Here is a 26,383-nt window from a genome sequence, read left to right on the forward strand (position 1 = left end):
GTTTTAAAGGAGATAAGCCTGTGCAGAACCTGATTGGATCACAATGGCGCTCGCCCCGGGTTTTGCTGTTACTGATGGCAACCGCCATGCCGTTCTCGATGGGCAGCTGGATGGCGCTGATTAACAACTTTACCATTGAGCAGGCGGGCTTTAACGGCTCGGATATGGGCATCCTGCAGAGTCTGCGCGAAGTACCCGGATTTCTATCCTTTGCCGTGGTGTTCCTGCTACTGCTCTGGAAGGAACAGGCACTGGCTTTGATCTCGCTCTTATTGCTGGGGATCGGTACCGCCCTGACCGGCTACCTGCCCAGTTTTTGGGGCCTTTGCTTCACCACTGTATTGATGTCGATCGGCTTCCACTACTTTGAAACCGTTAACCAGTCACTGCAGTTACAATGGCTAGATAAAGCCGAGGCTCCCAGAGTGATGGGTAAACTGATCGCCGCAGGCTCTGCGGCCTCTGTGATCGTCTATGGACTGGTCTACCTGACGCTGGACATCGGTCAGCTGGAGATGGCAACGGTATTCCTGATCGGCGGCAGTATTACCGCCCTGATCGCCCTGCTGGCAGCGGTGCTGTTTCCGCGTTTTCCGCAGAAAGTGGAACAGCATAAAAAGCTGATCCTGCGCAAGCGCTACTGGCTCTACTACAGCCTGACCTTTATGAGCGGTGCCCGCAGACAGATCTTCGTAGTCTTTGCCGGCTTCCTGATGGTGGAGAAGTTCGGCTTCAGCGCCGCCCAGATCAGCCTGATGTTTCTCGCCAATATGGCGTTCAATATTCTGCTGGCGCCTCAGATCGGAAAACTGATCGCCCTCTGGGGGGAGCGGCGCAGCCTGATGCTGGAGTATGTCGGCCTGATTCTGGTGTTTACAGCCTATGCCTTTGTCGAGAGTGCGGCGCTGGCCGTGGCGCTCTATATTATCGATCACCTGTTCTTTGCCATGGCGATCGCCATCAAGACCTACTTCCAGAAGATTGCCGACCCTGCCGATATCGCTCCCACCGCGGGCGTCTCATTTTCGATAAATCACATCGCAGCGGTCATTATTCCCGCCGCCTTCGGGCTGCTCTGGCTGGTCTCCCCCGCGGCGGTCTTCCTTGCCGGAGCAGCAATGGCCCTGGCATCCCTGCTTCTGGCCCGGCTGGTGCCGGAAGCCCCAGCTCCGGGGTTTGAAGTTCGCCACGCCTGAGGAGGCACAGCCTGACAGAGAAAAGGGCGCCGTAGCGCCCTTTTCTGTCATCAGTTACTGTCCGCTATACCCTGAAATGGGACAGCACTTCATGCTGCAACTTGACGCTCTGCACCTGCTGATCGATCGAGCGATGGGTCTCTTCGGTTTCTGAAGCGACCTGCTGCGAAATATCGCGGATGTTGGTGGCATTGCGGTTGATCTCTTCCGCCACCGCGCTCTGCTGTTCTGCGGCAGTAGCGATTTGCAGATTCATCTCGGTAATTTGCTGGATGCCCAGATGGATATCATTCAGCACCGCGGTCGCCTGTTCGGCCTGCTTCACACTGAGCTGAACCACTTCCTTGCTCTGTACCATCGACTCACTGGCAGAGGATGCCCCCTTGGTCAGCCGATCGATCATGGCACGGATTTCAGAGGTGGACTGCTGCGTGCGCTGAGCCAGGGAGCGAACCTCGTCGGCCACCACGGCAAAACCGCGACCGGAATCGCCCGCGCGCGCGGCCTCGATCGCTGCATTCAGGGCCAGCAGGTTAGTCTGCTCCGCAATGCCGGTAATCACTTCCAGAATCGACTCGATATTAGCAGTTGCATCTGCCAGCTGGCCGACGACCTGAACAGTATCATCGATCTGGGTCGACAACTGGGCGATTGAGGCTGCCGTGTGCCCGACAACCTCCACGCCGCTCATCACCGCATTATCGGCCTGCTGGACCGCCCGGCGGGCGGTCTGGGCATTGCCCGCGACCTGGGTCGCACTGGCCGCCATTTCATTCATCGCCGCTGCCAGCTGTTCAAGCTCGCGCAGCTGCTGATCCATCGCCGCGGCAGATCGAGCCGCGCCTGACGAGGTCTGTTCGCCACCAGCCAGAACGCTATCGCCGTGGCGTTTTACCTCAACCACCATCTGCCGCAGCTTATCGGTAAACAGGTTGAAGGCGCTGGCCAGCTGGGCGAACTCCAGGTCGGTATCTGTATTCAGGGTCCGGCTCAGGTCTCCATCACCGCCTGCCACTTCCTGCATCGCATCGTTCAGTGTCTGCAGCGGCTTCATCAGCCTGATCACCACCAGCAACAGCGCACTCAGGCCGAGAAACAGCGCCAGCACCGTATACAATACGGAGCTGTTCAGCAGGCGGGTTTCCACCGCGTAGATCCTGGCCTTGTCCAGCACAACCCCGAGCTTCCAGTCCAGCCCCTGCAGCGGCGTCATAATGATGATGTTTGACTCCCCCTGCACGCTCAGCTGCTGGCGTTGCTTGCCCGGACCGAATTCATCGCCAAACAGCTCAGCGGCCGGCTGGCCATTGAGGGAGGCGTCCGGGTGGGCAATAAAGTGTCCATCGTTACCGATCAGGAAGGCATAGCCAGACTCAAACAGGGAGACCCGGTTAACCAGCTCCGCCAGCCCCTTCAGGCTGACATCAACAAACACCACGCCCTCCAGACTGCCGGCCTGATAGAGTGGCGCGGCCGCCGAGACCAGGGTCTCCCCGGTAGCCGCATCCTGATAGGGGGCGGTAAAGGTCACATCACCCCGGGCACGGGCATCCCGGTACCAGGGGCGTTGGCGCGGATCATAGTCCGCCGGCTGCCAGGTGGGATCATTACTGATCAGCCTGCCATCAGCCTCATAACCGACGCCCGACAGCAGGAAGTTATTGCGGATCACTGAGGTCGATATAATTGCTTCACGGGCTGCATCACTATCGGCCTGCTCCAACAGACGGGCTGCATTTTCCGTCAGGTCGCGCTTCAGGGCCATATCACTTTCGATATTGCGCCCGACACTACTGACAATCTCCGCCACACTGCGCTCAATTATCGCCTCAACATCGGTCCGTACCTGCAGATACTGGACCGTCGACAACACCCCCATTGCCAATAGCAATATCAGGCTGAAAGCCATTGCTATCTTGTTTCTGAACTTCATTGAAGTCACTTCCAATTTAGAATTATTAATAATGTGGAAGGAACAGCTCTCACCGGTCTGGCCCCATACCGTCACTCAGCGCCGGTTTTCCGGTCTGTCCGCCTGAATCGGCATGCTGGCTTTTCATGTGAGAGTAAACTGTTGCTTCCGGAGATCCGGATCAGACAGATCCGGTGATCGATATCTACAGCGCAGGGATCTGTCTGGCAGTGCCCCTTCTGCCAGTCTCCGAAGGTATAGCGCCGCTCTGCTACTGGCATAACAGTAATCGGCTGACTATATCCAGGCTGTAAATACCGGAAATTATATTACCGCTGCATGCCTAGGCTGAGACTGACGCCTTATTCCCCTGCGTCACCCTGAGAAGGTTTTTGGCGCCCGTATCAGACTCAATCGGCCGACTGAGCCGGGAAGCCCGGTAATGCTGGTTAAAGATATCGAAGTAGGCCTCCAGCACATCAGCCGAAGCCTGGTCGCCAATCTGCTCCAGCATCGCGACGGCCACTTCAGCCGTACAGAGATGATGATCATGCTGGGCCTTGCGTAACATATACCGGGATGTCCGTGTCGTAGATGGCTGGATCACCGGCAGGCGGTCGAGATAGCGGCCATGGCGAAACATGCGTCGTGCCTGACGCCAGGTACCGTCAAGAATGATAAAAACGGGCTGTCGTCCGGGCTTGTGCTCAAACTCAACCATCCGGTGCTGATAGTCCTCGCCTTCAGGAAACACTATATAGGGATCGATAGCAGGATCATCCAGCGCCTGAAGAAAGCGCGTATCCGGTTCGGTACGACTCCAGCGAAACAGGTCAGAGCCTTCGATCGTATCGGTAATCAGGCGGCCGGTATTGGTGGGTTTGAGCGTCTCGTAGCGGTGCGTCAGCAGCCAGAAACGGGCCCTGGCTTCCACACTGACCCGATAGTCACAGATACAACCCCGCTGGGGTAGCAGACAGGCTTCACAACGCTCGATATTCGAGCCACGGGCAACAAAGGGTTTCTGGTTTTCGTAGTTCATGATCTATCGCAGAAGATGACTCCCGACAGGCAGCCATCGAACAATGCGCGACAATCGGTTATCTCTGAATCGGTAATTCCCCGGTTGACTGGACAGTGTCCCTTTCCACACAGCCGCCGGAATCAGACCGCGCACTATACCACTCTGATAAGTGAAAAAAAGAGCTGTGCCGAATAATTACAATTCATACTTTTTACGTAGCCACAGTCCGTCAGTTTTTCCGTTTACAAACAAAGATATACTTATATCGATCAGGGATATCCTGATATATTAATCCGCCATCTATAAACCCACTCCGGTCTCAGAATGCCCGTAAAAGCAGTCACACGAAAGCGTTGCTCCATTCCCGCCCGGCCCGAAGTCCTGGTCGCTGTCGGTCAGCTGATGAAGAGCGAAGATCCCGATATTGAGCAGATCTGCTTTCATCTGAAACAGGATGTTGCCCTGTATGTGTCGGTGCTGGGCACTGTCAATACAGCCTACTTCGGCCTGCCCCAGCAGATCACCCAGCTGGAACGCGCAGCCGGCTTGCTGGGACTCAACCGGCTGTACGCCATCGTCAGGCTGGCTGCCATGCGCAGCACCTTGTCCGGACTCGGCAGGCTGGAGCGTTTCTGGGATACTGCGACCGAGGTTGCTCACATCTGCAGTCTGCTGGCACAGCGCTATCCCTCTATCGATCGGGATGAGGCCTATACGCTGGGCATGATGCATGAGTGTGGCATTCCGGTGATGATGCAGAATTTCGATGACTACAAAACCTTTCTACCCACCCTGAATGACATCAGCTTACCGCAGATGCATAAGCAGCAGTGGGACCGTTACGGACAAAGTCATTTCACCGTCGGCGCGCAAATGGCCAAGGAGTGGTGTCTGCCGGATACCACGGTGCAAGCGATAAAAAACCAGCCGGGCTATAAAGTCTGGCTCAGTCAGTCACCGGCTGATGGGCAGGATGAGGGACGTATGCTGCTGGCAATTCTGCTGCTGTCTAAAGTGATCAGTGACAGCTACCGCCGCTACTGGCGAATAAATTCTGCGGATATACAGCAGTTCGAACTTAATCCGGTGCTGGAGTTCTGCGGCCTCTGCGATTATGACTTTCTGGATATTAAAGAAGATATTATCCAGCAGCTACAGAGCTGAAAGGCTCAAGTACCGCGAGTCGCCCGATAGAAACAACAAAGGGCCCGGAGGCCCTTTGTTGTTTCTGCGCGCTTAGTCCATCTTATAACGGCCTTCGGCCAGCAGCTGATCAAAGTAGCTGATCGTTTTCTGCAGCCCTTCACGCAATTGAATTTCCGGCTGCCATCCCAGTTCGCGGCTCGCAAGTGAGATATCCGGGCAGCGCTGCGTCGGGTCATCGCTTGGCAGCGGCTTAAAGCTTAGCTCAGAGGATGAACCGGTCAGCTCAATCACCATTTCAGCCAGCTGTTTGATTGTAAATTCCCCCGGATTGCCCAGATTAACCGGACCGGTGAATCCCTTCGGAGTTTCCATAAACCGGACAAAGGCTTCAACCAGATCCGAAACATAGCAGAAAGAGCGGGTCTGCTGGCCGTCGCCGTAAATCGTAATCGGCTTGTTCAGCAGCGCCTGAATAATAAAGTTGGATACCACCCGACCATCATCCGGATGCATATTAGGGCCATAGGTATTGAAGATACGACCTACTTTAATATCGACGTCCAGCTCACGCTGGTAGTCAAAAAACAGGGTTTCCGCGCAACGCTTGCCTTCATCGTAACAGGAACGCAGACCAATCGGATTGACGTTGCCCCAGTAGCCTTCATGCTGCGGATGTATATGGGGATCACCATAGACCTCGCTGGTTGAAGCCTGAAAGATCCGTGAATTAGTCCGGCGCGCCAGTCCCAGCATATTCAACGCCCCCATAATGCTGGTCTTGGTGGTCTGAATCGGGGCCGCCTGGTAGTGGACCGGAGAGGCCGGGCACGCCAGGTTGTAGATCTGATCGACTTCGACGAAAAGCGGCAGGGTTACATCGTGGCGTAAAAACTCGAAGTAGGGGTGATCCAGCAGGTCGACGATATTGTCTTTATTACCGGTATATAAGTTATCGACGCAAAGTACGTCCTGCCCATCGTCAAGCAACCTGCGACAGAGGTGAGACCCGACAAATCCTGCTCCACCGGTAACCAGGATACGCTTGCGCTTAAAACTATTCATACAATCATCCAGTAATAAAGTGGCCGAGTCAGCCTGTGCGAAAAGAAAGAGAAAAGAGAGGGTTAACGAATGAAAGGCATACCGTTTAGCTTGATACGGCTCACCGCGATCAGCACATCGTCGCGATTGGCATAAGGCCCGACAAACACCCGGTAAATCGGTTGTTGCTGGTTTTTGGCATCAACGATACGGGCCTTAAAGCCCTGATTCTTGTAGTCATCGACCATCGTCTTCGACTTACGGCTCCCGGTTGTCGTGCCGGCCCAGAAATACCACTGCCCCAGGCTATCCTGAGTCAGCAGGTCCTGCCGTCTGATATCAGGCAGGTTGAGGCGGGCATTGGCCGATAATCTGTCCATACTCTCGCGCAAGGCCGGATTAAGCGCCTGTATCAGGTCTCGACTGCTGTCATTCCAGGTACGGTAGCGCTTGCGAACCAGTTGACTGAGGGTTGACCCCGGAGGCAGTGCATACTCCTGGTACAGGGAGGCGTTTTCCAGCGGCATACTGAGCGGCGTCAGGTCGCTGCCCGCCAGATTATTTTGTGCCGCCGGTTGGCTTGTCTTCCGGACCTCGATGGGTAGCAGGTCTTTCGGCGCACTGACACCATCGGAAAATGGCAGCGGTTTCACTTCCTCTTCAGTGCGCACCACATCCGAGGGAATCGGTGAGCCGGTTACCGGTGCCTCAGGCTGAGTCCGGGCCGGGCCGGCTGCCGGTATCGTCACCGCCTGCTGCTCCAGCTCCCGCACCAGCGCTTCGATATCATCCGGCATCGCCGCGGAGTTTATCGGCTGCGAGTATTCGGCTTCTGCAGGTTGTGACTGCGTCGAGGCATAGCTGCTTTCAGACAGCGATGTATCAGAACGGTTTTCCGATAACGATACTTCAGTGTCCGGAGAGCGGCTCAGCATCCAGCTGGCAATCAGCACAGTGATGACCAGGACTCCGATCATCATCCAGATCTGCTTCAGGGGTATGCCCGATACCCTGGGAGCAGCACTGTCCGGTTGACGGGGTTCTGCCTTAAGCGGTTCTGTTTTACCTGCCGCGTCCTCTTCTTCCTTCTCCTTCTCATCAGCCGAGTTCCCTTCCAGGAAGGCCTCCAGCAAGTCCTCGGAAGGCATTGACGTCGACTCCTTCGGACTCTGCGGCGCGGCCTCCTCTGCCGAATGCACTGCCGTATTCTGGCTGGAGCTTATCGGCAGGTCCGATACCACTTCACGCACCACCTCCGGCTCGATCAGCGGGGCCTGGTGTGCAAAACCGGTAATCAGGCAGTTGTCACAGATCAGGTTTATCAGACGCGGGACACCCCGGGAGTACTGATAGATAACTTTCAGACTCTCATCCGTGAACAGCTTGGCCGTACGTCCCGCCACAGATAAGCGATGGGCGACATAGCGCTGGGTATCCTGCTGATCCAGCCCCACCAGCGAGCGACAGAGTGTAATCCGCTGGCGGATCTGACGCATCGAGTGGCGATTGATAATCTCATTCAGCTCGTTCTGACCAAACAGTACGATCTGTACGACCTTGGCATCGGGTGTCTCAAGGTTAGACAGCAGGCGAATACCTTCCAGCGTACGCAACGGCAATTGCTGGGCTTCGTCCAGAATAATCAGTACCCGCCGTTCCTGCTTATGCAGTTCAGCCAGACGCTCTTTTATCTTCTCCTGCAGTGTCAGCGCGCTCCAGGAAGGGTCATACGCCATCTCAAGCTTTTCAGGCAATGCCTGTATCAGCTCTTCGGTCGTAATCCAGGGCGTGGTGACTTCAACAACGATATGCTCATCACCCAGCTCATACTTCAGCGCATGAGACAGAAAAGTCTTACCGGTACCCACATCGCCGGTAACGAGCACAAATCCCTTGGAGTACATGACTCCATAGACCAGAGAAGCCAGCGCTTCCCGATGCTGATTACTGGCAAAGAAAAACTCCGGATTTGGCGTATTTTCGAAGGCTCTTCGCTTTAAGCCGTAAAACTCTTCATACATACAGTAACTCTCTTGCCATACCCTGCCGTAAATTGAGATCTCTTCCGAGTTTTAATATTCAAGCGAACTGCTGCAATATAAACAACACGACTATACCACAGCGACAGAGGTCAGATCTTGAGGCATAACCGGGTTAAGGTATGCATTTAAGATAATCGTCGTAGCCTATTAATAAACCAGGTCAGCAATCCGTCAGTCACTTTCCAGTTTTAATATGCGGCGGTAATGACAACGCCATACACGCCAGAGAAAAAGAGGGTTTCCCAGAATATAGCGGCGCCAGGTCTGCGGCTGAACACAAAGGCGATAGAGCCATTCCAGACCGTTGTCCGTCATCCATTTCGGACCACGTAATATATCGCCGCTGTATACCCGATGAAACGCGCCGGTTGCCAGCCGCACCGATGGGTTCAGGCGGCTGGCGTTCTCAGCGATCCACTTCTCCTGAATCGGCATACTCATTCCCACCAGCAGTATGCGGGCACCACTGCGGTTGATCTGCTCGATTACCCGCTCATTCTCCTCACCTTCGCGGCTAAAGAAACCATGGTGATAGCCGGCAAATGGACAGTCCGGAACTCGTGCTTTCAATGCCGCTGCAAAACGCCGCCCCATCTCCTCGGTATCACCCAGTAAAAAGACCGGCCACTGATGTTCTGCGCAATGTTCAAACAGTTCCGGCAACCAGTCCATCGGAGTCATCCGGTCGCCAACCGGCATCCGTGCCAACTGGCATCCCAGCTTAACGCCGGTTCCATCGACAAATACCATATCCGCCTTATCCAGCACCTCAGACAACTGAGCGTCCCGATATGCCAGGTTCATAGCGTGAATATTTACATTCAGGATATTCCGGGACTGTCTGTGTTCTGCCGCATACTTAATAGCGCTGAATAATCCCTTTCGATCGACAACATCATATCGGATACCAATCAGGGACTGACGGGGGGAAGCTGCTTCAGCAAGCATAACTATTCTCCCTGCGAGGCTAAAAGCCCGTTTAAAAACTGACCAAAATACCGACTGTTTTTATCTTCGTCGAATTGTTTCTGAATATGCTGCATCGCATATTCCTGCTTCTGTTTTAACTCCAGCTCTCCATTTGCGATGCGACACAAAGCATCAGCCAGCGCTGTCACATCCCCCGGCGGGACCAATACCCCTCCCCGGCCATAATCCAGTAACTCGGGAATACCTGAGATTTCGGTGGCGACCACCGGTACACCTGCCTGCATCGCTTCCATCAACACCACCGGCATGCCCTCAGCAACACTGGAAAGGACAAACAGATCGGCAGCAGCATAGGCCGCCAGGACCTCTGAGTGGAAACGGGGGCCCAGTAGCCGTACCTGATCTCCCAGCTGATGCTGATCAATCAGTGCTTCCAGCCGTGGCCTGTAATCGCCTTCACCGATAATATCCAGCGAAAAAGCAACGCCTTGCTGCCGCAACCTGGCGCAGGCTTCGATCAGTATATGCTGCGCCTTATGGTTGGAAAGCCGCCCCACATTGAGCAATTTCAGGGCGCTTGATCGCCCATCCCCTCGGCAGGCTTGTCGCACCGGGGTCTCAGGCAACGGCTTCACACCCATTGGAATCACCCTGATCCGCGAGCTGTCGACTGCCGGAAAGTGCTCGGCGATATAACGCCGGTTATATTCCGATATCGAGATAATTTCACTGGCCGATGCCAGTTTTTCCGCCAGATCCGGCGCATCATCGAAGGTCAGGTCGGAACCATGCAGCGTGAGTGAATAAGGTACGCCGGACAAGCGCTGCGCCCACATTGCAACCGAGGCGGCACCGTAGGTGAAGTGGGCATGTATCCAGAGCGGGCGACTTCCGCTATAACGACGCAACACCAGCGCGGCACCGGTAATATGCGCCAGTGACGCCTTAGCGCCTGCATCTGAGGAAAAGAGCTTTAAAAGGCAGCCGAAATAACGTACCGGATGGCGGACTAAGATCCACAGATGCGCCAGCAACAACGTCAGCACAGAGGCATCACAGAGATAATCCACCTGTTGCTGGATCTCTTCCATGCCCGGATGAACCTGATCGGGGGCGGGCCGGTTGTTCGCCACCAGCACCATTGGCAGTTTCTGACTGAGCAGACTGCTGTATTGACTAAACAGGAAGGTTTCGCTTAATACCGGAAACACCGAATTCAGGAACACAACTTTCGCCATATCACTCCCTCTGCGCCGCATTGCCTTATTGATATCCACGTAAGCCGAGCCAGAGCTTCAGGGTGAGCAATCGCAGGAACAGATCGACCTGCTCGTGACGTGCCCACCAGCTGAGATCCCTGGACCAGGGATCAAATCCCAACAGGTCACTGAGCAGCTCCTTTTGCTGCGCGCCCGGCTGCTGCCACAGCTCGTTGATTACGGCACTTCGGGCCACATAAGCACTGAAGTCAGGCCAGGATCCTGCGGTCGTTAAGGGGTTATCCGGTTGACCCGCACACAGCTGCCTGAAGCGCCGGACAACCTTCTGGCGAAAGTGCTGATAGATACGGGCACCGTCAGAATCACCCAGTGCCACATGATCATTATTGTTACGGATAGCGGCCACCTCAGGCCCCACAATCCTCAGCACGGCCTTGCGGAATACCCGGGCATTAAGCTTCTGCTCCGGTGCCATCTTCAGATAGCAATCGGCAATATCCCGATCAGCCATAACCGGATCCCAGGGGAGCATGCGCGCCAGATACAGCCGCCCCATCCCATCAGCCTCGCGCACCAGCGGCCTGACCCGCCGGTCTTCCACCTCCCACGGCTTGTCAGCATAATTGTGCCGCAGCTGTTCGGGGATTCTTACAATCTGCCGCGCCCGAACCTGTGCATTCCAGTGCTCGGCCAGCGGACTGTAGGGCTGGTAATAATCCGGGTCGAAGTCGGCCATCTGCTGTATCGGCACGGTGCGTCCCATGAAACGGCGATAGGATTTATTAAACCCCAGTCCCTTTAACAAATAATCGGCATAGCATCCGGTCAGCAACAGTCCCAGATTCATCGAACTCAGCTGTTGAAAGAAACCATGGTAATGGGCGTCCTTAACTGACCAGAATCCGCCTCCGATCCGCACCGATTCGAGCGCATTGTTACCATAGTGGTCAAAGTCACGCTGCAGCGGCGTATGGCGGGCACCGGCTGCTTCTGCCAGCGCAGCTGCAACTTCCAGCTCGGCATTCGGGCTGTCAAAAAAGGTAACCGTTTCAACCTCAGACGGCTGACGGGCAGCAAATAATAACGCCCTGGAATCGGCACCACCGCTGAGTAGCAAACCGGTCCTGCCTTCGCAGGCATCCATCCGCCTGCGTACGGCCTGGGTCATACTCTCCGCCAGTCTATCGGCACAATGATCGTCAGACAGGTATTCGGGTTGCAGCTCGGCGCCCCAATAGAGTCGCTGCCCTAACAGCGGGCCAGCAGCGGAAAAGCGGTAAACCGATGCCGCTTCCAGCTGTCGGATTGACTGATAGTAACTATAGGGTTGAGAAACCTCTCCGGTCGCCAGTGCCTCGGCCATGCTGTCAAGATCCAGCTCGGTCGCCAGCCCCTGCGCCTGAGCCAGATCGGCCAGCAGATCAGGGTGGGTTCCCAGCAAGAGTTGCGCATCGCTCTCATAGTGATAAACCGGGCTGGCGCCCAGCCGGTCGGTAATCACGCTCAGCTGTGCATGCTGAGGCTCCCAGATAAAGACCACTGCGGCGCCGTTCAGCCAGCCGGGTACCGATTCGGCATCTGCCAGCCAGCGTTCCAGGATCAGGGCGGCGGCAGTGCCGCCTTCGATAGACAGGCCTGAAGCACGCGCCCACTCGGGCTGTTCAAATGCCAGACGACCGGAGATGGCAACACAGACTCCGGTCCGGGCATCTTTCGCTTCAGACCAGCGCGGGCTGTTGCTACCACTGAGCAGGTCCAGCGAATCCCAGCTGAATGCCCGTGCATCCGGCTGCCCTAACAGGGAGAAGCGTGGAAAGAAGTTATTGGCGTCAAAGCGCGTGCCACTGACCAGCAGATCACTCATTAGTTACGTCTCATTACCCGTAATACCGGTAGACCGGGGATTCAGTCGAACAGCTTAATCGCAGCCTTGTTTGCAACCGCGATAATATTGGCGTGTACGATCTGATCGATTTCGTTATGGATCGCGATTGGGATCCTGTTAAAGCCGGGTTTCACCGGTATGCCGCGTACGATGGTCCGGGTACGTGGCAACATATTCTCGGCATCGTCCGCCTTACCGATAACCACCCTGATATCGATATAGGATTCTGATATCAGATAGGGGCGGTCGTCGATCACATGCACGATAATCCAGTTGGGAGGATCGACCTGCCAGCCGCTGATAAAGATACGCCAGCGATCGATGGAAGCCGTATCATTCTGTGCATGGGGCACAGCCTTCGCCAGTTCTTCCTCATTGGGGTCGGCAAAGTTATCCCAGCCCTGGGTAGGAAATGCATCACCGTTAGGATCGTAGCCCAGCTCATTTCTATCGGTGAAAAAGTCCTGGGCATAGAGTTCAGGTACCGCCAACAGCCATAGTGTCAGAACAATAGCGATGATCCGTGCTGAAGACATAGACTCCCCTTTCCGGCCTGCAGACTTAACCCGTTGTAGTTTCACGCTGCTGTCGCTGCCAGACATCGTTTAGTAGCTCATTCACATGCTCGGCATTTTTACGCCAGCTGAACTCCGTCAGTACCCGGTCACGCGCCGCCTTTCCGAGCTGCTCACGCAGCTCGGCCGATTCCAGCAGCCGTAACAGCTGTTGTTGCAGTTCTGCGGCCGAGTCCTTTTGAAACAGCAAACCGTGCATCTGGTCGACGATCACTTCGCGCACCGGATCTGTTTCCACTGCCACTACAGCCGTCTGCATCGCCATATACTCAAAGATCTTCAGTGGCGAGCAGTAATATTCGGTATTTGCCAGCACACTGATATCCATCGCAGCCAGGCATTGGGCAACCTCCGCCGCCGGGACAAAGCCGGTAAAGGTCACAGCATCACAGATATCACTCTGCTTGGCTCTGGCGATAGCCTGTTCGGCGTCCGCCCTGACCTGTCCGACCAGCAGCAGGTGCACCGGATAGCCCTTTTTCACCAGTTCGGCGAAGGCTTCCAGCAACAATCCCACGCCATGCCAGGGTGCGAAGCTGCCGACAAAGCCGATCACTATCGCGTCCTCGGGTACGGCAAAACGACGACGGGCTTCTTCCACCGAGTACAGGGCCGGATCAAACTGCTCCAGATCGACACCATTATGAATAGCCCGCACCGGAATGCGCCCATCGATAGCCTGCTCGAACTCCCGGGCCAGCACACCGCTGACCGCAAAGCCGCCATTACAGAGCTTCAGTACCCTTCGGGTACTGAACAGGCGTTGAATCGCCGGAACATGGTAATAGTGTGTTTCTCTCTGCTCGCCTTCCGGTGCATTGATCTCCAGAATCACCGGTATATTGAGCGAACGGCAGGCCCAGATAATCGAGATAGTATCGCCGTTATAGCGCGTCAGAACGATATCGACCTGGCGTTCTCTGAGCATCCTGCGTTCTTTAAAGAAGTTCAGGCACTGCTGCAACAGAGTTTTGATATCTGACAGATAGTAGGGTGCCAGCCTGGATCTCAGGCGACCTAGCCAGGATTCCCGCTGTCCCGGTACACCACTGAAGAGTTCAGGAGACACCACATCAAAGCCAAACTGCTGCTCTTCGCCCAGCTGGCTGAACTCCTTCGCAAAATTGGTCGTATGCACATGAGACCCATCCCGCTCGAAAAACTGATAGTGCACATACAACGCATTTCTGAACTGATTCACTGGTAACTATTCCCCAGAATGGGCAGGAAGTGTAAACCTTCGCCCCAGAATGTTTCGAATTGGTGCCGGTAAACGATGCGCATAGCGTGACAGCAGCCACTCCGGTGTGCCCTGCATCCAGCGTTCCGGCAATATCCAGAGACCTGCGAGAAAGGCGATACCTGACAGGACAATGGAGAGCAGAAGTAATAACGGAAAACTATCAATCAGGCCGCCTAATAAACGTAAACCGACCAAATCGATAATTGAGACGAAAGCCGATAACAGCACACCGGGAAGCATCGCCTTTGCAAACTGCTGCCATGGCATATGCAGCAGGCTCAGCAACAGCTTTGCCATCAACAGAAACAGCAACATCGCGCTGAGCAACAACGTCACGGCTACAGCTTCCATACCATAGGAAACCGCACTTAAAGCTCCGATCACGACCACCGCCATATAGACTGCCTGCAGGCGTAACTCAGCCCGGACATGTCCCATCGCCTGGATGACGGGGCCCATCAGCAGTAGTAAGACCCGCGGCATTCCGCCAAGACACAAAATCTGGAAAAGAATGACGGACTCCTGCCAGCGTTCGCCATACAAACCTAATACCACCGGTTCAGCCAGCACCGTCAGAGCAGAAAAAACCGGGAAAATCAGCAATGCCGTGACCGAGACTACGCGTATAAATACCGTTCGCAGCCGGGGGATATCAAACTGTATTTCAGCATAGGAAGAGAACATCACCGAGGTGAGTACACTGGCCAGTTTTGCCAGCGGCAGATTTACCAGATGGTTGGCCCGGTTATAGTACCCCAGTGCAGACTGCCCCCAGGCCTGGCCGATCACCAGCTGATCCATATTGGCGGCAAGGTAGTTAAGTAAGCCATTCAGGCTCATCACGCCGCCGAACCCGGCCAGTTCCTTGAGCTGGGAAAAATCACCAAAGCTAAGGGTTATCCGGAAGGGCCTTAGCCATAACAAAATCACAGCACTGATGACATTTGCCACTAAAGCACCCAGCACCAGACTCCAGACTCCGAAACCATGGTATGCCAGCACGATAACTGTCAGTGCATGTCCACCCAGATACGCTGCCGTATCAACGAAAAACAGGCTGCGAAAATCCAGGTCACGCATTATCAATGCACGGCTGACCGAGGTAGCCGTCACCAGCGCGATCCCGGCTGCCAGCATCACCAGAATGGAGCTTAGTCGCGGCTCAGAGAAAATGATCGCGGCCGGGTAAGCAAGGGATGCACCGAACAGAAAAAGCACTGCAGCGAAGCCAAGAGCCAGGACATTGGCCTGCCTGATCAGGCGCTCGCTGAGTTCCGCCCGCTGCACAATCGCAGTCCCCACCCCCATGCCAGACAGTATCTCAGCCAGGCCAATGAAGATAAGGGCGATCGCCATCACCCCAAAGTCTGCAGGCGGCAATATCCTCGCGACTATAACGGCCACCCCGAGACTGACAACGGTCTGAACCAGTACCCTGAGCATATTCCAGTTCACGCTGCGCAGCGTACGCTGTGTATGGCTGCCGCTCATCTGAGTACCCGCCGGCTGGCCTGCGGATCGCTCAACTGTCCTGGTTCAGCCTGAAGCGGAACCATACGATCCATCGCGATTATCAGGCCGAACAGAACCCAGAACGGATATGCTTCGTAGATAGATGTCAGATCCACCAGGTTATGGATCATCCAGGAGATAATTCCGCCAATGGCACCAAGGGTCATGGCCGCCACAATGCCATCAGCCCGAAGAAATAGTTTCAGGCCACGCCACAGCACCAGGGTGATAAACAACAGGATCAGCAGAATGTTCGGGACTCCGGTTTCGGCAGCCACCAGCAGGTAGGTATTGTGTACCGGGTACAGATAGTTACTGGCAATGGCTTCGAGCGTGCGGTCATACTGCGCCATAAAATAGGTGTACTGGTTCAGGCCGACACCTGACAGCGGGTTCTGCTGGATCACGTTAAACGCCACATCCATCAGCGGTTTGCGTACATCGGCCGTACCATGGTCATCCAGTAACAGTCGGTCACGCAGTGTCTGCGAGCTGACGAAGAGGAGCGAGAATGCCAACAGGCTGACGAAACCTACCGAAACCAGGCTGAGCAGCAGGCCTCGTCCACGCTGCTTGTTCCAAAGCAGGTAGCAAACGAAAAATGCCGCAACCAACGCGACCCAGCCGCCCCTTGATGCCGTAAAAATCTCTGCAATCAGGGCCACTGCGAGCCCCAGCGCCATCAGAATCTTATACTTGGTGTTGTTTTCGATCAGGGTCGTAAAGAGTCCGATAAAGAACAACTGGTTGATAAACATTGCCAGTGCGTTGGGCTGGCCAAAAGTCCCCGATACCCTGGTCAGTATCTGTCCGCCCACCTGGCTCTGCAGGGTCGTCGCGATCCCCAGGCGTTCTGCCGTAAAGATAGCACCAACAAACTTCTGCTCCAGCGCCACCAGTCCCTGCCCGGCCAGCACCGTTACAATGACATAGGCCAGACGTTGCAACAGCTTCTCGCTGCGGACATTCCCGGCGATGTAGTAAAACACCACATAGGCCTTGAGCTGTGCCCAGATCATGCTGATGGCAAAAAACGGGAATGGCGTGGTAACTAGCGACAGGGAATTAATCAGCAGTACGGCACCCATAATCCAGAGCAGCGACGACGGTACCGCCTGCTCCGCACGGACCTGGCCGAAAAAGCCTTCCAGCAAGCGCTGCCCGACCAACATCCCCATAAAGACATCTGCGGCATTGATACCAAAGCCATTCGCCGAGACGAAGAATGGCGGGTTGTCCTGGTAGAAAAAGTTAATGTCGTAAACCACCGGCATCAGGAACGCGGCCGACAGCAGATAGGTATCCTGGAGACTAACGCGGAAAATGCGCAATAGCTGCATCGCCGCAACACCGGCCACCAGCAATATAAAGGCAAGCGCCCACTTACTCTCGAAACGCCCCAGCATGGTCACAAACAGCATGCCGACCAGGAAACCGGCAGCGATCGGTACGACCGATGAGACGAACTGACGGCTAATCGAGGGGAGCATCAAACTCTGCCTTTATAGTACATAGCAACCGCTTAGAAGAAGCGAAGCAGGCCACTGGGTATCGGATAGCGGCGGAAATTGAGCACGATTCCCAGCAGATTGATTCCCAGCTGGTGCATATCCTCCTCAATGGCATTCAGGGCAGGCACCCGGGTCACGCCACTGTTGACGATCAGGACCACTCCGTCCGAGATCCGGCCCAGAGTGTCGCTCAGCGGCATACGGGTGAACGGCGGCACATCCATAAGTATCCAGTCATAGCGTTCCTGAGCCTGACGGACAAACTCCTGCAGATGGCGTGACGCCCGTATATCTGTCTGAGAGTCTCCGGTCAGACCAACTTTCACCCGGGTGACCTCGCGATCATTATGGACTGCAACAAACTCATCCAGCTGGCAGTCGTGGGCCAGCAGATTCAGTAATGTCTTTGAGCGCTCGCCCTTCTTGCAGGGGCTGAAATCAAGAATCAGTATTCGGTTGTAGGCATACTCCGATGCCAGCAGTGTACCGATCTCATCGACCACAGTGGTGGTGCCGACACCATTCGACATCCCGGTAAACATCACCACTTTGCCACCCTGCTCATCAGGGTCGGCAGAGACAATGATATTGGTGGCAGTTTTTTTCATATCCCGCCGCCATTTCTCATTCCCCCTGACGCTCTTACTCAAGCGCCGGGCAATATTGGGTACCCGGCCAGACAGCACCACGGCCCGGGGCGCCTTGTCAGCAGCAGGTTTCGGCTCGCCAGCAGCCTCAGGCTTCGACCCGGCAGCGGCAGAATCGACTTCAGGGGCAAGCTGATACAGCACAAAATCGTCCTGAGCAGAGGCTTCTACGGTCTCCGCCGGTTCAGAACCATACAGTGCTTCGAAAATTTTACCCATGTTTCAAACCTGAAGTTAAATCAACGTTAATGACTGAACGACCATCATTCGATTCGCCACACTGGCGACTAGCGTGCATCGAGAGTTCCCAGCAACCGGATCTTGGTTCGCAGATAGACGTCTGTCGGGTTGCGGACAGTCTGATTCATAGAGTAAGCAATCACTGACGCCGCGATCGCCACAATCAAGGCAAGCGGTAAAGACATCATCAGAATCAGTCCGCGCCTCGGGAACCAGGCGCCTGTCGGAACCTGAGGACGGCTGGCGATGGAAACGTTGGCAAACAGCGAGCGGTCTTTCTCATCGTTGATCCGGGCTTCTTCGCGCTTGGACTCGTACAGCTGGTAGTTCTTCTCCGCCAGATCACGTTCAAACTCGATTCGCTGTAACAACACCGAGTCAGCGCTGATATCCCCTACCTGCTGACGGGCCTGCTCAATCTGCGCCGCCAGTGCCTTAACTTCCTCATCCAAGGCGGACTGCTCCAGCTGCAGCCCCTGAATAATACTGCGGATGTAAGCTGCAATCTGGCTTTTCATATTGACGTACTGCCGCACCGCATCCTTCACCGGTTTCGACTGCGGACGGAAGTCGCTGCGGGCTCGCTGTACATTAATGATCAGCTGAGCCAGAGAGCGTTCCATCTCAATCAATGCCGGATAGGCCTCACGAATCCCCCGGGGCAGGCTGGCCAAACCGTCGGCATCGACGTTTTTAGCCGCATCCTGCAACTGCAGCATGCGCTGCGCCGCCGACTTCATCCGTCCGATCAGCTGGGCTTTATTGATCTCCAGGTCACGCACCACGTTCAGACGGTTGTCGGTCTGAATCTCCGGACTGGCGAGATTGAGACGTTTGCGGGTTTCAGCAACCTTGTTGGTCAGATCGATATAGCGATTACGGTAGAGTTGCGCCTGCTGCTCAAAGAAGCCCAGGCTGCCGCTGTACTCCTGATTCACGCTGATATGGTAGGCGATATAGGAATCGATCAGTGTATTCAGCTGCGCGGTTATCTCTTCAGGATCACCACCTTTGTATTCGACCTGGATAATATTCGACAAAGACAGCGGTTCTGCTTTCAGTCCACCGCGCAACTGGGCAGCAACCGCACGGATATCAGCTTCATCATCCAGATCGGCCAGGCGATGCTTTTTTACCACTTCACTGACAACATCCGTCGACATCAGCAGGTAAACCACGGTATTCAGCGTTTGCTGATCCACCTTGTCGAAGACCCCGTAATTTGAACTCTCGCCGTCAAATATCAGGGGCTTCTCTATACGAGGCTTGACCACCAGCCGGGCAGATACCTTGTATACCGGCGGAGTCAGGAAGGCCACCAGCAAAGCACCAACGATGACACCGATGAAAGCGAGCACGAATGTCTTCTTCGTATAGAAAAAGATCGAAACCACATCCCTGATTGTCAGCTTCGACTCTTCACGGCGTTGATAACCACTTGCGGTCATATAAAAACTCTTAGTTGAAAGCGTACTAACTTCCGGGTGGGTCTACTGATCGACAAAGTCGACACCATCATCCAGAGAGTAACTGAAGTTAAGGTTAACAGGGATCATTCGACGGATACTCTCGCCGATAAGCGCGGCCCGCCCCAGACGAGTGGTTGGCACGAAGATCACGTCGGACTGCTTAACAAAAAGGTCCCGGCCGATATTGCCATCATCGAGGATCTCTCCCAGATTCACGATACGTCCAACCGGACGGTTAAACTCATCCCGCGATATCAGCAGCGTACTGCTGGTTTCACCCGACGAAGCAAAGCCGCCAGCCAGGCCAACGGATTGCAAAACGGTCGTAGGTCCCTGAAGCTGGTAATAACCCGGGTTTCTCACCGCGCCAAAGACATACACCCGGTTACCGGTGGCCTCCAGCAGGGTCGAAGAGGTAAACATGCCCGGCACTACGGTCTCATAGGCTTCGTTGATCGCCTCACCGGCCTGATCAATAGTCAGTCCGGCCAATCGCATCCCCTGCAGCAGCGGCAGTGTAACCTTGCCGTCTGGCTGTACCAGCGCGAGTCGGCTTTGTCCTCGTGCCGCCGTCCGGATCGCCTCTTTCAGCTCCCGAATCCTGGCGCCGTAACGAATCAGCGCAACCGTGGAACGCGGCTTGGTCAGCAGATCCGCGAACTTCTGGTTGATATTCTCTGACAGCTCACTGGGCGTCAGCCCGGCGGCCATCATATCGCCCTCATAGGGCAGCGTAATACGACCATCAGGACGCACGTTCACGGTCCGGTCCAGCTGCGGATAGTGGAAGAATTCAACCCGGATCTGATCGCCGATAGCGATAAGGTATTTATCCTTAAGATCCACATCGACATGGTATGTAACCTCAATCCGGTCGCCCGGAGAGATAAGATAGCCCGCGTCGAAATACGGCAAGGGGTCTTTCTTGTATACCTGTTTCTCGTCTTCGATCTGTGCCGCCTTATGGGGCACATAGCAACCGCCAAGAAAAAATGGAAGCGCCAGACATAGCAGGCTCGCTAACACATATCTGAATCCACGCCTGGTGCTTTTAGGCATAACCCTGCATTACTCCAAAAACCAATTGAACCTACATTTAATCGACCCGAAAGCCCGAGACTTTAGTTTCCCCAGGCGTTTTCAATGGAAATGCGATGAAAGGACCAGCCCTCACTTCCACTCGAGAAAGATCTCTACGCGGCGGTTTGCACGCTTGCGGACGCCGTCTCCGGTCGGTACCTTGAGACGGGTTTCACCAAAGTGAGAATCATCGAAATGAGTCTGTGAAACTCCCGCTAATCTCAAACCCAGCTCAACAGCATTTACACGTCGTTTTGACAGGCCCTCATTGTATCGGTTTGTACCGGAACTATCAGTATGACCGGAGATAACAACCCTATTGGCCTTCCACTTCATATAGTCAGCCTTCACCCGCTCGATCGTTCCCAGGGCCGCTTCGTCCAGTTCGGCGCTATCCAGATCAAACAATACCAGGTAAGGCCCATGGCGCTTGGTGTTTACCGCGGGTTTGGCAATTCCGGGCTGGCAGCAGCAACCGCAATAGTTGCCGCCCGGCTGTAACGGTAGGCTCTGAGGTACGGCAGGAGTTTGTGGCTCTATTTTCGCCAGTGCTTTATAGAAAGCACTCTTACACTCCTCAATATGATAGTGCTGGATATCCTCTTCCTGCTGCTCCATCCAGCAATCAAACATCACCTGGGCATGTGCGGAGCTTTCCGGATGCCGAACAGACGCACCTTGATAGAAAGCCTTCTCCAGCCGGTCTCGTGCAATACGAAGCTCCTGCACAGCATGAGCTGGGATTCTGCGTGCATTCAGGTATTCAGGTTCCACCAGCTCCCCCCGGGCACTGCGTGTAGCCCGGCTCAGAAAAGCCTCTGAATCCGCGAAATCATGTTCACGATCTTCCCGCCTCGCCTGACGGCTATACCCGGTATACAGGTGCCGGTCGAACTTACTGGCAGCCGGAGCAAAGGTCATCTCTTCGGAATCATTGCTTCTAAGATCCTCAGCGGGACGCTGCTCCGCCTGTTGCGTACTGCACCCTGCCAGCACCAATACGGAGGTCAGAGAGACTGCCCATTTTTTCAGATTAAAGACCACAGCCGTTCCTTTTCGATGAGGCGAGTTGAACTAAAGATCCTATTTCCACACCAGTCCGGCACGGAAGCAGAGATTTCAGGTAAAAGCACAGGGGTAAGATATCAAAGTCGTGTCATATTGAGAACGTATAGCAACGAACCCGCCTATGCCCGCCTGGGTATTTAGCGCCAAACGATACCCGCAATCGGGACATATTTTAACCTTGGCAGGTCCCACAATATCTAAGGCAACCTATTTTCATTACTTCTTCCTAAGTAAATACAGAAGCAAGTTATAAAAACTTCGATTTATGTCACCTCCTATTTGGGGTCTAATAACGTCCCGACTGAGTTTCTGCCCCACAACAGCGCGCCGTCATGTAGTCACTCTCTCAGGTCTTTCATAATCACTACTGAATTCTTCCGGGAAGCGATTTATGTGCGGTATTTTCGGTGTATATAGCCAATCTGATATTAACCTTGATCAGGCGCGTGAAGCGTTACATCTGCTGGAACACCGGGGACCGGATCAGTGGTCTGATCACCTGAGCGATGGACTCTACATAGGCCATCAGCGCCTCAGCATTCGCGACCTCAGCAGTGACGGTATTCAACCGTTCATATCTGAGGACAACAAGGTGATTGTCGCCGTTAACGGCGAGATCTGGAATGATGCCTCTCTGCGTCAGGAGCTGGGTGAAGAGCACTTCAAGGGGCACTCAGACTGCGAAGTTATGCTGCACGGCTATATTCGCTGGGGAATTGATAACTTAGTCGAAAAGCTGGATGGTTTTTTTGCCGCTGCGATCTTCGATCGCCGCAGCGGTCAGCTTCACCTTATTAAAGATCGCTGGGGGAAAAAGCCTCTTTACTATGCCAACACCGGGCACAGTATTATTTTCGCGTCCGAGATAAAGTCCATCCTGCAATATGAGCCTTCTCTGCGTGTATTTGACTTTGAAGGTATTAAACACTGGATGGCCTATCGTGGCAGCCACCTGCCGAAGACTATTTTCTTTGGCGTCAATAAAGTGGTGCAGGGACACTACATCACCATCAATGCCGATCTGAGCGAAACCAGGGCCCAGCATTTCGACCTGTCACAGCACGCAGCAGGCATGGAGTCCATCGAGCAGGCGAGTGATCAGGAGATCGATGAAAACGTATCCCATCTGCTGGGCAAGGCAATGGAAAAGCGTCTGCTTGCTGATGTCCCTATTGGTCTGCAACTCAGCGGCGGGGTTGACTCTTCTCTGATCGCAGCAAAGTTAAGAGAACACAGCAGCGGCCCCTTAAGCTCATTCAGTGTGGTTTTCAAAGACCAGGCAGATCAGGCGTTCTCCGAAGAGAAGTACTCTGACTTTGTTGCCAGTAAATATCAGCTGGATCACCATAAGCTGGCGATTGATAAAAAGGATATTGCCGGCGCGTTGAAAAAAATGGTGTATCACTTCGACGGCATGCTGGATATTCCCAATGCAATTCCCATTTTCCTGCTATGCGAGTATGCCCGGGAGCATATTACTGTTTTTCTAACCGGAGAAGGTGCTGACGAACTCTTCGGTGGCTATGGGAAATTCACCAAAGGAGCCAAGTACCAGAAACCCAACCCGCTGGCAAAGCTGATTCCGGATACTTTTTTTGACCTGAATTTCCTGTTCGATCGCGTACGCTACAACTATGTCTACAGCCTCTACCTGTCCCATCACTATGCGGGGAATACCTCGCTCATGCTCGACCATATTAATGCTTTTGTTTCGCCGCTGACCATCAACCGGTATTTCGGCGAGCTGGAACACAATATGATCGATCAGCTCGATACGGAAACTCTGTCAGAGTTTCCCTTTATGAAACAGTTACTGCTAACCGATCATATGACATACCTTAACTTCCTGCTTGAACGCCAGGACAAGGCCAGCATGGCCGCAGGTATAGAGGCACGGCTGCCCTTTATGGATAGTGAGCTGATCAATTATGTAATCCGCCTGCCTCACCAGCAGCTGCTGGATGAAGACATGCATAAGAAACCACTAAAGCGCCTTGCCGAAGCGTATTTCAGCCACGATTTTGTCCACCGCCCCAAAGTTGGCTTCCCGCTACCGATTACAAACTGGCTTAACGATGAGGATGGCTTTAAATCCAGCCTGGATAAGATCTACGCAGACGACTTTCTGGTATTGCAGAAGGCTGACAGAAAAGGCCTGCTCGGTTATCTGAAATCGAAGCGCTTCAGCTACCGACAGATCAGTTACGGTGACGATGAAAAGATATGGCTGCAATGGCAGCTGATGGTGCTAGCCGAAGCCCAGGAGATATTTAATATTACCGATATCCGCTGAGCCGGGCGTGATAGGCAAGGACTGACGAGTACAGCACAGAAGGATGAGAAACCCTCCTGTGCTTGCTGCTTTCAGCTTTGCAGTGGATAAACGGTTAGTCTCCTGAGTCGCGCTCTGTACGCTGCCAGCCTAGCCTCTTATTCTTCACCAGGGAGCTCAGCACAACGAACAGCTTCCAGCAGATATACCAAGGCACATAGCCCGCAACCTGTGCCATCCGCCTGAAATTGCCATAACGCCAGGTTGCCACAAGATAATGAAATACCAGCAACGCGAACATCAGCGCTGCCAGAACCCGCTCCGGGCTTCCCCCTAATAAAGCTGCCAGCAGCAAAGGGATAACCAGCAAAGTTGCCGGAGGGGTGCAGATATCCAATAGTCCGTCCAGCGCTCTCAGGTCTCCCCGCAGGCCTCGGCGAAGCAACGTAGCTGCATAGCTTTTAATCGTAATCAGCTTGCCTCTTTCCCAACGAACCCGCTGTGTTTCCGCAGCTTCCTTAGAAATTGGCATAATAGCGTCGACGCAGGCCCGGTCGGTAAACCTTACGGCGATCCCTGACTTGAGCAGGTGTACATGATACTCAAGATCCTCGACAATCGAATGAGCCAGATAAGGAACCCGTTTCAACGTATCCGCGGAAACACAAAAACCATTACCACAGATCCCTGCCGACAGTCCTAAGCGGGTCTTGCCATAGGGTCGCAGGCCATTAAACGATGACATAGCCAGCTCCATCACCCGGGTGCGCATATTCTCATCAGGATTGCGGATGGCATAGTGCAACTGAATCACCTCTGCGCCGTCTTCAAACTCAGCATTAATGGTATCAAGTGCATTCGGATGCAAAAGTGAATCAGCATCAACCACCAGATAGCCATCCCAGCCTTCACTGCCCAGTCCTTCGAACGCTTCAAATAGCGCCTGACCTTTACCTGGATTCTGTGAGCGTTCGATCACCCGGGCACCGGCGGCACGAGCCAATTCTGCCGTATTGTCACTGCAGTTATCCGCAATCACTATCACTGCGTAACTATCGGCAGGATAAGACTGTTTCAATGCCGCAGATACAGTTTCAGCAATAAGCAGCTGTTCATCATGAGCCGGAATAACCACGGCAAAGCGCCGCTGTCGAACAGCTGAAACCCGCGCACGCTGAGGTATAAGGGCAGCCAGGGTAATAAGCGTGAAGTACAACACAGGCAGCAGCACTGCGGCTAACGCTCCCCAGGCCAGAAAGCGACCAATCAATTCCATCAACTTTAGAGCTCCTTAGCGAGAATTCACTGATTCGGATCTTGATAACTTGACGACCGATGCAGCTGGAAATACCGTTGAGCCAGCAGGTACATCGAAATTCACTACCGCATTGGTCCCGACTTTAACCCCCTTACCAACACGGCACTCGCCAAATACCTTAGCACCGGCAAACAATTCCACATTATCCTCCAGTACAGGTGCACACAAACCCCATTCGCCCACCGTCACCTGCTGAAAGATCTTAACGTTATCCCCAATCACTACCTGATCATTAATGAGGACACCGTTCGGGTGCGGCAAGCAGAAGCTCCGCCCGATTGTTGCTCCGGTGGGCAATGAACTATCAGATATCAGTGATCGTATAAGAGTCAGCAGCAGGTCGGGAATAATCAGTAGCAGATAGGGGCCGCCCGCTTCCTTTCTCAGCTTCCTGAGACGATAGGAGAGCGTGACCCAGAAGCCGGAAGCAGAGTACCAGCGACGGCCATAACAAACAGCATCAGACCTGGAGACCTCCAGCAGCTCTTTGAGACTTTGGATCAACATCTGACATTCCTGTCGGCAAAAGACGCATCATAGCAAAGAGCAAACTCAGCTCTAAGTAACTCCGGCAAATTTCTGCGACTACGGACCTCATAGCAATCAGCGTAGCGCTCGCTGTGCGTGATGAAGCTTACAATACTCAATGGCCAACGGGCTGGGGGACAGCCAGGTTCCGCGCGCACGGTTTCTCCGGCCGTAAAGGCAAAAACCCCCGGCCTCAACGAGACCGGGGGTTCTGCGTATTCAATGCTTGGCGATGACCTACTCTCACATGGGGAGACCCCACACTACCATCGGCGATGCCACGTTTCACTTCTGAGTTCGGGATGGGATCAGGTGGTTCCACGGCTCTATGGTCGCCAAGCAAAAACTGGACAATCTGGACTATCACTTAATTCTGATACGACGATCGCTTGTCTCTCAACCAATCCGGGAGATGGATCTATCGGTGTCTTTACGACGTGTTACTTCAGCAGGCCGTCAAACGCCTTTGGCGTTATATGGTCAAGCCTCACGAGCAATTAGTATCGGTTAGCTGAACGCCTCAC

The 26,383-nt window shown here is 54.2% G+C and carries 20 protein-coding genes and 1 rRNA gene; 3 read left to right on the forward strand and 18 right to left on the reverse strand.

The window, feature by feature from the left end; all coding sequences use genetic code 11:
* Positions 1–20 precede the first annotated feature (20 nt).
* Positions 21–1,196, forward strand: coding sequence for an MFS transporter (locus Q354_RS0112900; RefSeq protein WP_027857971.1), 1,176 nt, complete (start codon positions 21–23; stop codon positions 1,194–1,196).
* A gap of 64 nt (positions 1,197–1,260) precedes the next feature.
* Here the strand turns inward: Q354_RS0112900 and Q354_RS0112905 are convergent, their stop codons facing one another.
* Positions 1,261–3,129, reverse strand: a complete 1,869-nt coding sequence (locus Q354_RS0112905) for a methyl-accepting chemotaxis protein (protein WP_027857972.1) — start codon at positions 3,127–3,129, stop codon at positions 1,261–1,263.
* Between the two features lie 322 nt (positions 3,130–3,451).
* Positions 3,452–4,150, reverse strand: a complete 699-nt coding sequence (locus Q354_RS0112915) for a tRNA-uridine aminocarboxypropyltransferase (protein ID WP_027857973.1) — start codon at positions 4,148–4,150, stop codon at positions 3,452–3,454.
* 306 nt (positions 4,151–4,456) lie between these two features.
* Between Q354_RS0112915 and Q354_RS0112920 the strand changes: the two genes are divergently transcribed.
* Positions 4,457–5,296 (forward strand): HDOD domain-containing protein, encoded by an 840-nt coding sequence (locus Q354_RS0112920; RefSeq protein WP_027857974.1) that lies wholly within the window; start codon positions 4,457–4,459, stop codon positions 5,294–5,296.
* Positions 5,297–5,368: 72 nt separating this feature from the next.
* Here Q354_RS0112920 and Q354_RS0112925 read toward each other — a convergent pair whose 3' ends face one another.
* The 13 genes from Q354_RS0112925 to Q354_RS0112985 all read right to left on the reverse strand — a co-directional run bounded on the left by Q354_RS0112925 (position 5,369) and on the right by Q354_RS0112985 (position 21,717).
* Positions 5,369–6,340, reverse strand: a complete 972-nt coding sequence (locus Q354_RS0112925) for a UDP-glucuronic acid decarboxylase family protein (RefSeq protein WP_027857975.1) — start codon at positions 6,338–6,340, stop codon at positions 5,369–5,371.
* Positions 6,341–6,402: 62 nt separating this feature from the next.
* Positions 6,403–8,340: an AAA family ATPase gene (locus Q354_RS27425; RefSeq protein WP_051560106.1), complete on the reverse strand. Its 1,938-nt coding sequence runs from the start codon at positions 8,338–8,340 to the stop codon at positions 6,403–6,405.
* A gap of 192 nt (positions 8,341–8,532) precedes the next feature.
* On the reverse strand, positions 8,533–9,309 hold the full coding sequence (locus tag Q354_RS0112935; RefSeq protein WP_051560107.1) for a WecB/TagA/CpsF family glycosyltransferase: 777 nt from the start codon (positions 9,307–9,309) through the stop codon (positions 8,533–8,535).
* Between the two features lie 2 nt (positions 9,310–9,311).
* Positions 9,312–10,529: a glycosyltransferase family 4 protein gene (locus Q354_RS25665; protein ID WP_051560108.1), complete on the reverse strand. Its 1,218-nt coding sequence runs from the start codon at positions 10,527–10,529 to the stop codon at positions 9,312–9,314.
* Between the two features lie 25 nt (positions 10,530–10,554).
* Positions 10,555–12,375 (reverse strand): asparagine synthase-related protein, encoded by a 1,821-nt coding sequence (locus Q354_RS0112945; RefSeq protein ID WP_027857977.1) that lies wholly within the window; start codon positions 12,373–12,375, stop codon positions 10,555–10,557.
* A 41-nt stretch (positions 12,376–12,416) separates the two neighbouring features.
* Complete coding sequence (locus tag Q354_RS0112950) at positions 12,417–12,932, reverse strand: hypothetical protein (protein WP_027857978.1); 516 nt, start codon at positions 12,930–12,932, stop codon at positions 12,417–12,419.
* A gap of 25 nt (positions 12,933–12,957) precedes the next feature.
* A complete protein-coding gene (locus tag Q354_RS0112955) occupies positions 12,958–14,172 on the reverse strand; it encodes a glycosyltransferase family 4 protein (protein ID WP_084332585.1) in 1,215 nt (404 codons plus the stop codon).
* Positions 14,173–14,178: 6 nt separating this feature from the next.
* The gene (locus Q354_RS0112960; protein WP_027857980.1) at positions 14,179–15,705 is read right to left on the reverse strand and encodes a lipopolysaccharide biosynthesis protein; all 1,527 of its coding nucleotides are present in this window, start codon (positions 15,703–15,705) and stop codon (positions 14,179–14,181) included.
* Positions 15,702–17,216 (reverse strand): O-antigen ligase family protein, encoded by a 1,515-nt coding sequence (locus Q354_RS0112965; RefSeq protein WP_027857981.1) that lies wholly within the window; start codon positions 17,214–17,216, stop codon positions 15,702–15,704. The genes Q354_RS0112960 and Q354_RS0112965 overlap by 4 nt, the downstream gene beginning before the upstream one ends.
* A 32-nt stretch (positions 17,217–17,248) precedes the next feature.
* On the reverse strand, positions 17,249–18,103 hold the full coding sequence (locus Q354_RS0112970) for an AAA family ATPase (protein ID WP_027857982.1): 855 nt from the start codon (positions 18,101–18,103) through the stop codon (positions 17,249–17,251).
* 68 nt (positions 18,104–18,171) lie between these two features.
* Positions 18,172–19,572: a GumC family protein gene (locus Q354_RS0112975; protein WP_027857983.1), complete on the reverse strand. Its 1,401-nt coding sequence runs from the start codon at positions 19,570–19,572 to the stop codon at positions 18,172–18,174.
* Positions 19,573–19,614: 42 nt separating this feature from the next.
* On the reverse strand, positions 19,615–20,619 hold the full coding sequence (locus tag Q354_RS0112980) for a polysaccharide biosynthesis/export family protein (RefSeq protein WP_169828887.1): 1,005 nt from the start codon (positions 20,617–20,619) through the stop codon (positions 19,615–19,617).
* A gap of 144 nt (positions 20,620–20,763) precedes the next feature.
* Positions 20,764–21,717, reverse strand: a complete 954-nt coding sequence (locus Q354_RS0112985) for an OmpA family protein (RefSeq protein WP_027857985.1) — start codon at positions 21,715–21,717, stop codon at positions 20,764–20,766.
* Between the two features lie 415 nt (positions 21,718–22,132).
* Between Q354_RS0112985 and asnB the strand changes: the two genes are divergently transcribed.
* Positions 22,133–24,034 carry an asparagine synthase (glutamine-hydrolyzing) gene (gene asnB / locus Q354_RS0112990; RefSeq protein ID WP_027857986.1) on the forward strand — a complete coding sequence of 634 codons (1,902 nt, stop codon included), beginning with the start codon at positions 22,133–22,135 and terminating at the stop codon, positions 24,032–24,034.
* Positions 24,035–24,128: 94 nt separating this feature from the next.
* Here asnB and Q354_RS0112995 read toward each other — a convergent pair whose 3' ends face one another.
* The 3 genes from Q354_RS0112995 to rrf all read right to left on the reverse strand — a co-directional run bounded on the left by Q354_RS0112995 (position 24,129) and on the right by rrf (position 26,199).
* Positions 24,129–25,289 carry a glycosyltransferase family 2 protein gene (locus Q354_RS0112995; protein WP_027857987.1) on the reverse strand — a complete coding sequence of 387 codons (1,161 nt, stop codon included), beginning with the start codon at positions 25,287–25,289 and terminating at the stop codon, positions 24,129–24,131.
* Between the two features lie 15 nt (positions 25,290–25,304).
* On the reverse strand, positions 25,305–25,838 hold the full coding sequence (locus tag Q354_RS27430) for a serine acetyltransferase (RefSeq protein WP_051560109.1): 534 nt from the start codon (positions 25,836–25,838) through the stop codon (positions 25,305–25,307).
* Between the two features lie 245 nt (positions 25,839–26,083).
* Positions 26,084–26,199, reverse strand: a 5S ribosomal RNA gene (gene rrf, locus Q354_RS0113005).
* Positions 26,200–26,383: the final 184 nt, after the last annotated feature.

Origin of the sequence: Marinobacterium jannaschii DSM 6295 (assembly GCF_000620085.1) — a bacterium.
Classification (GTDB): Bacteria; Pseudomonadota; Gammaproteobacteria; order Pseudomonadales; family Balneatricaceae; genus Pontibacterium; species Pontibacterium jannaschii.

Coding starts and splice junctions, on each gene's coding strand:
- Q354_RS0112905 (WP_027857972.1), bottom strand. CDS start 3,129: ATGAAGTTCAGAAACAAGATAGCAATGGCTTTCAGCCTGATATTGCTA.
- Q354_RS0112915 (WP_027857973.1), bottom strand. CDS start 4,150: ATGAACTACGAAAACCAGAAACCCTTTGTTGCCCGTGGCTCGAATATC.
- Q354_RS0112920 (WP_027857974.1), top strand. CDS start 4,457: ATGCCCGTAAAAGCAGTCACACGAAAGCGTTGCTCCATTCCCGCCCGG.
- Q354_RS0112925 (WP_027857975.1), bottom strand. CDS start 6,340: ATGAATAGTTTTAAGCGCAAGCGTATCCTGGTTACCGGTGGAGCAGGA.
- Q354_RS27425 (WP_051560106.1), bottom strand. CDS start 8,340: ATGTATGAAGAGTTTTACGGCTTAAAGCGAAGAGCCTTCGAAAATACG.
- Q354_RS0112935 (WP_051560107.1), bottom strand. CDS start 9,309: ATGCTTGCTGAAGCAGCTTCCCCCCGTCAGTCCCTGATTGGTATCCGA.
- Q354_RS25665 (WP_051560108.1), bottom strand. CDS start 10,529: ATGGCGAAAGTTGTGTTCCTGAATTCGGTGTTTCCGGTATTAAGCGAA.
- Q354_RS0112945 (WP_027857977.1), bottom strand. CDS start 12,375: ATGAGTGATCTGCTGGTCAGTGGCACGCGCTTTGACGCCAATAACTTC.
- Q354_RS0112950 (WP_027857978.1), bottom strand. CDS start 12,932: ATGTCTTCAGCACGGATCATCGCTATTGTTCTGACACTATGGCTGTTG.
- Q354_RS0112960 (WP_027857980.1), bottom strand. CDS start 15,705: ATGAGCGGCAGCCATACACAGCGTACGCTGCGCAGCGTGAACTGGAAT.
- Q354_RS0112965 (WP_027857981.1), bottom strand. CDS start 17,216: ATGCTCCCCTCGATTAGCCGTCAGTTCGTCTCATCGGTCGTACCGATC.
- Q354_RS0112970 (WP_027857982.1), bottom strand. CDS start 18,103: ATGGGTAAAATTTTCGAAGCACTGTATGGTTCTGAACCGGCGGAGACC.
- Q354_RS0112975 (WP_027857983.1), bottom strand. CDS start 19,572: ATGACCGCAAGTGGTTATCAACGCCGTGAAGAGTCGAAGCTGACAATC.
- asnB (WP_027857986.1), top strand. CDS start 22,133: ATGTGCGGTATTTTCGGTGTATATAGCCAATCTGATATTAACCTTGAT.
- Q354_RS0112995 (WP_027857987.1), bottom strand. CDS start 25,289: ATGGAATTGATTGGTCGCTTTCTGGCCTGGGGAGCGTTAGCCGCAGTG.
- Q354_RS27430 (WP_051560109.1), bottom strand. CDS start 25,838: ATGTTGATCCAAAGTCTCAAAGAGCTGCTGGAGGTCTCCAGGTCTGAT.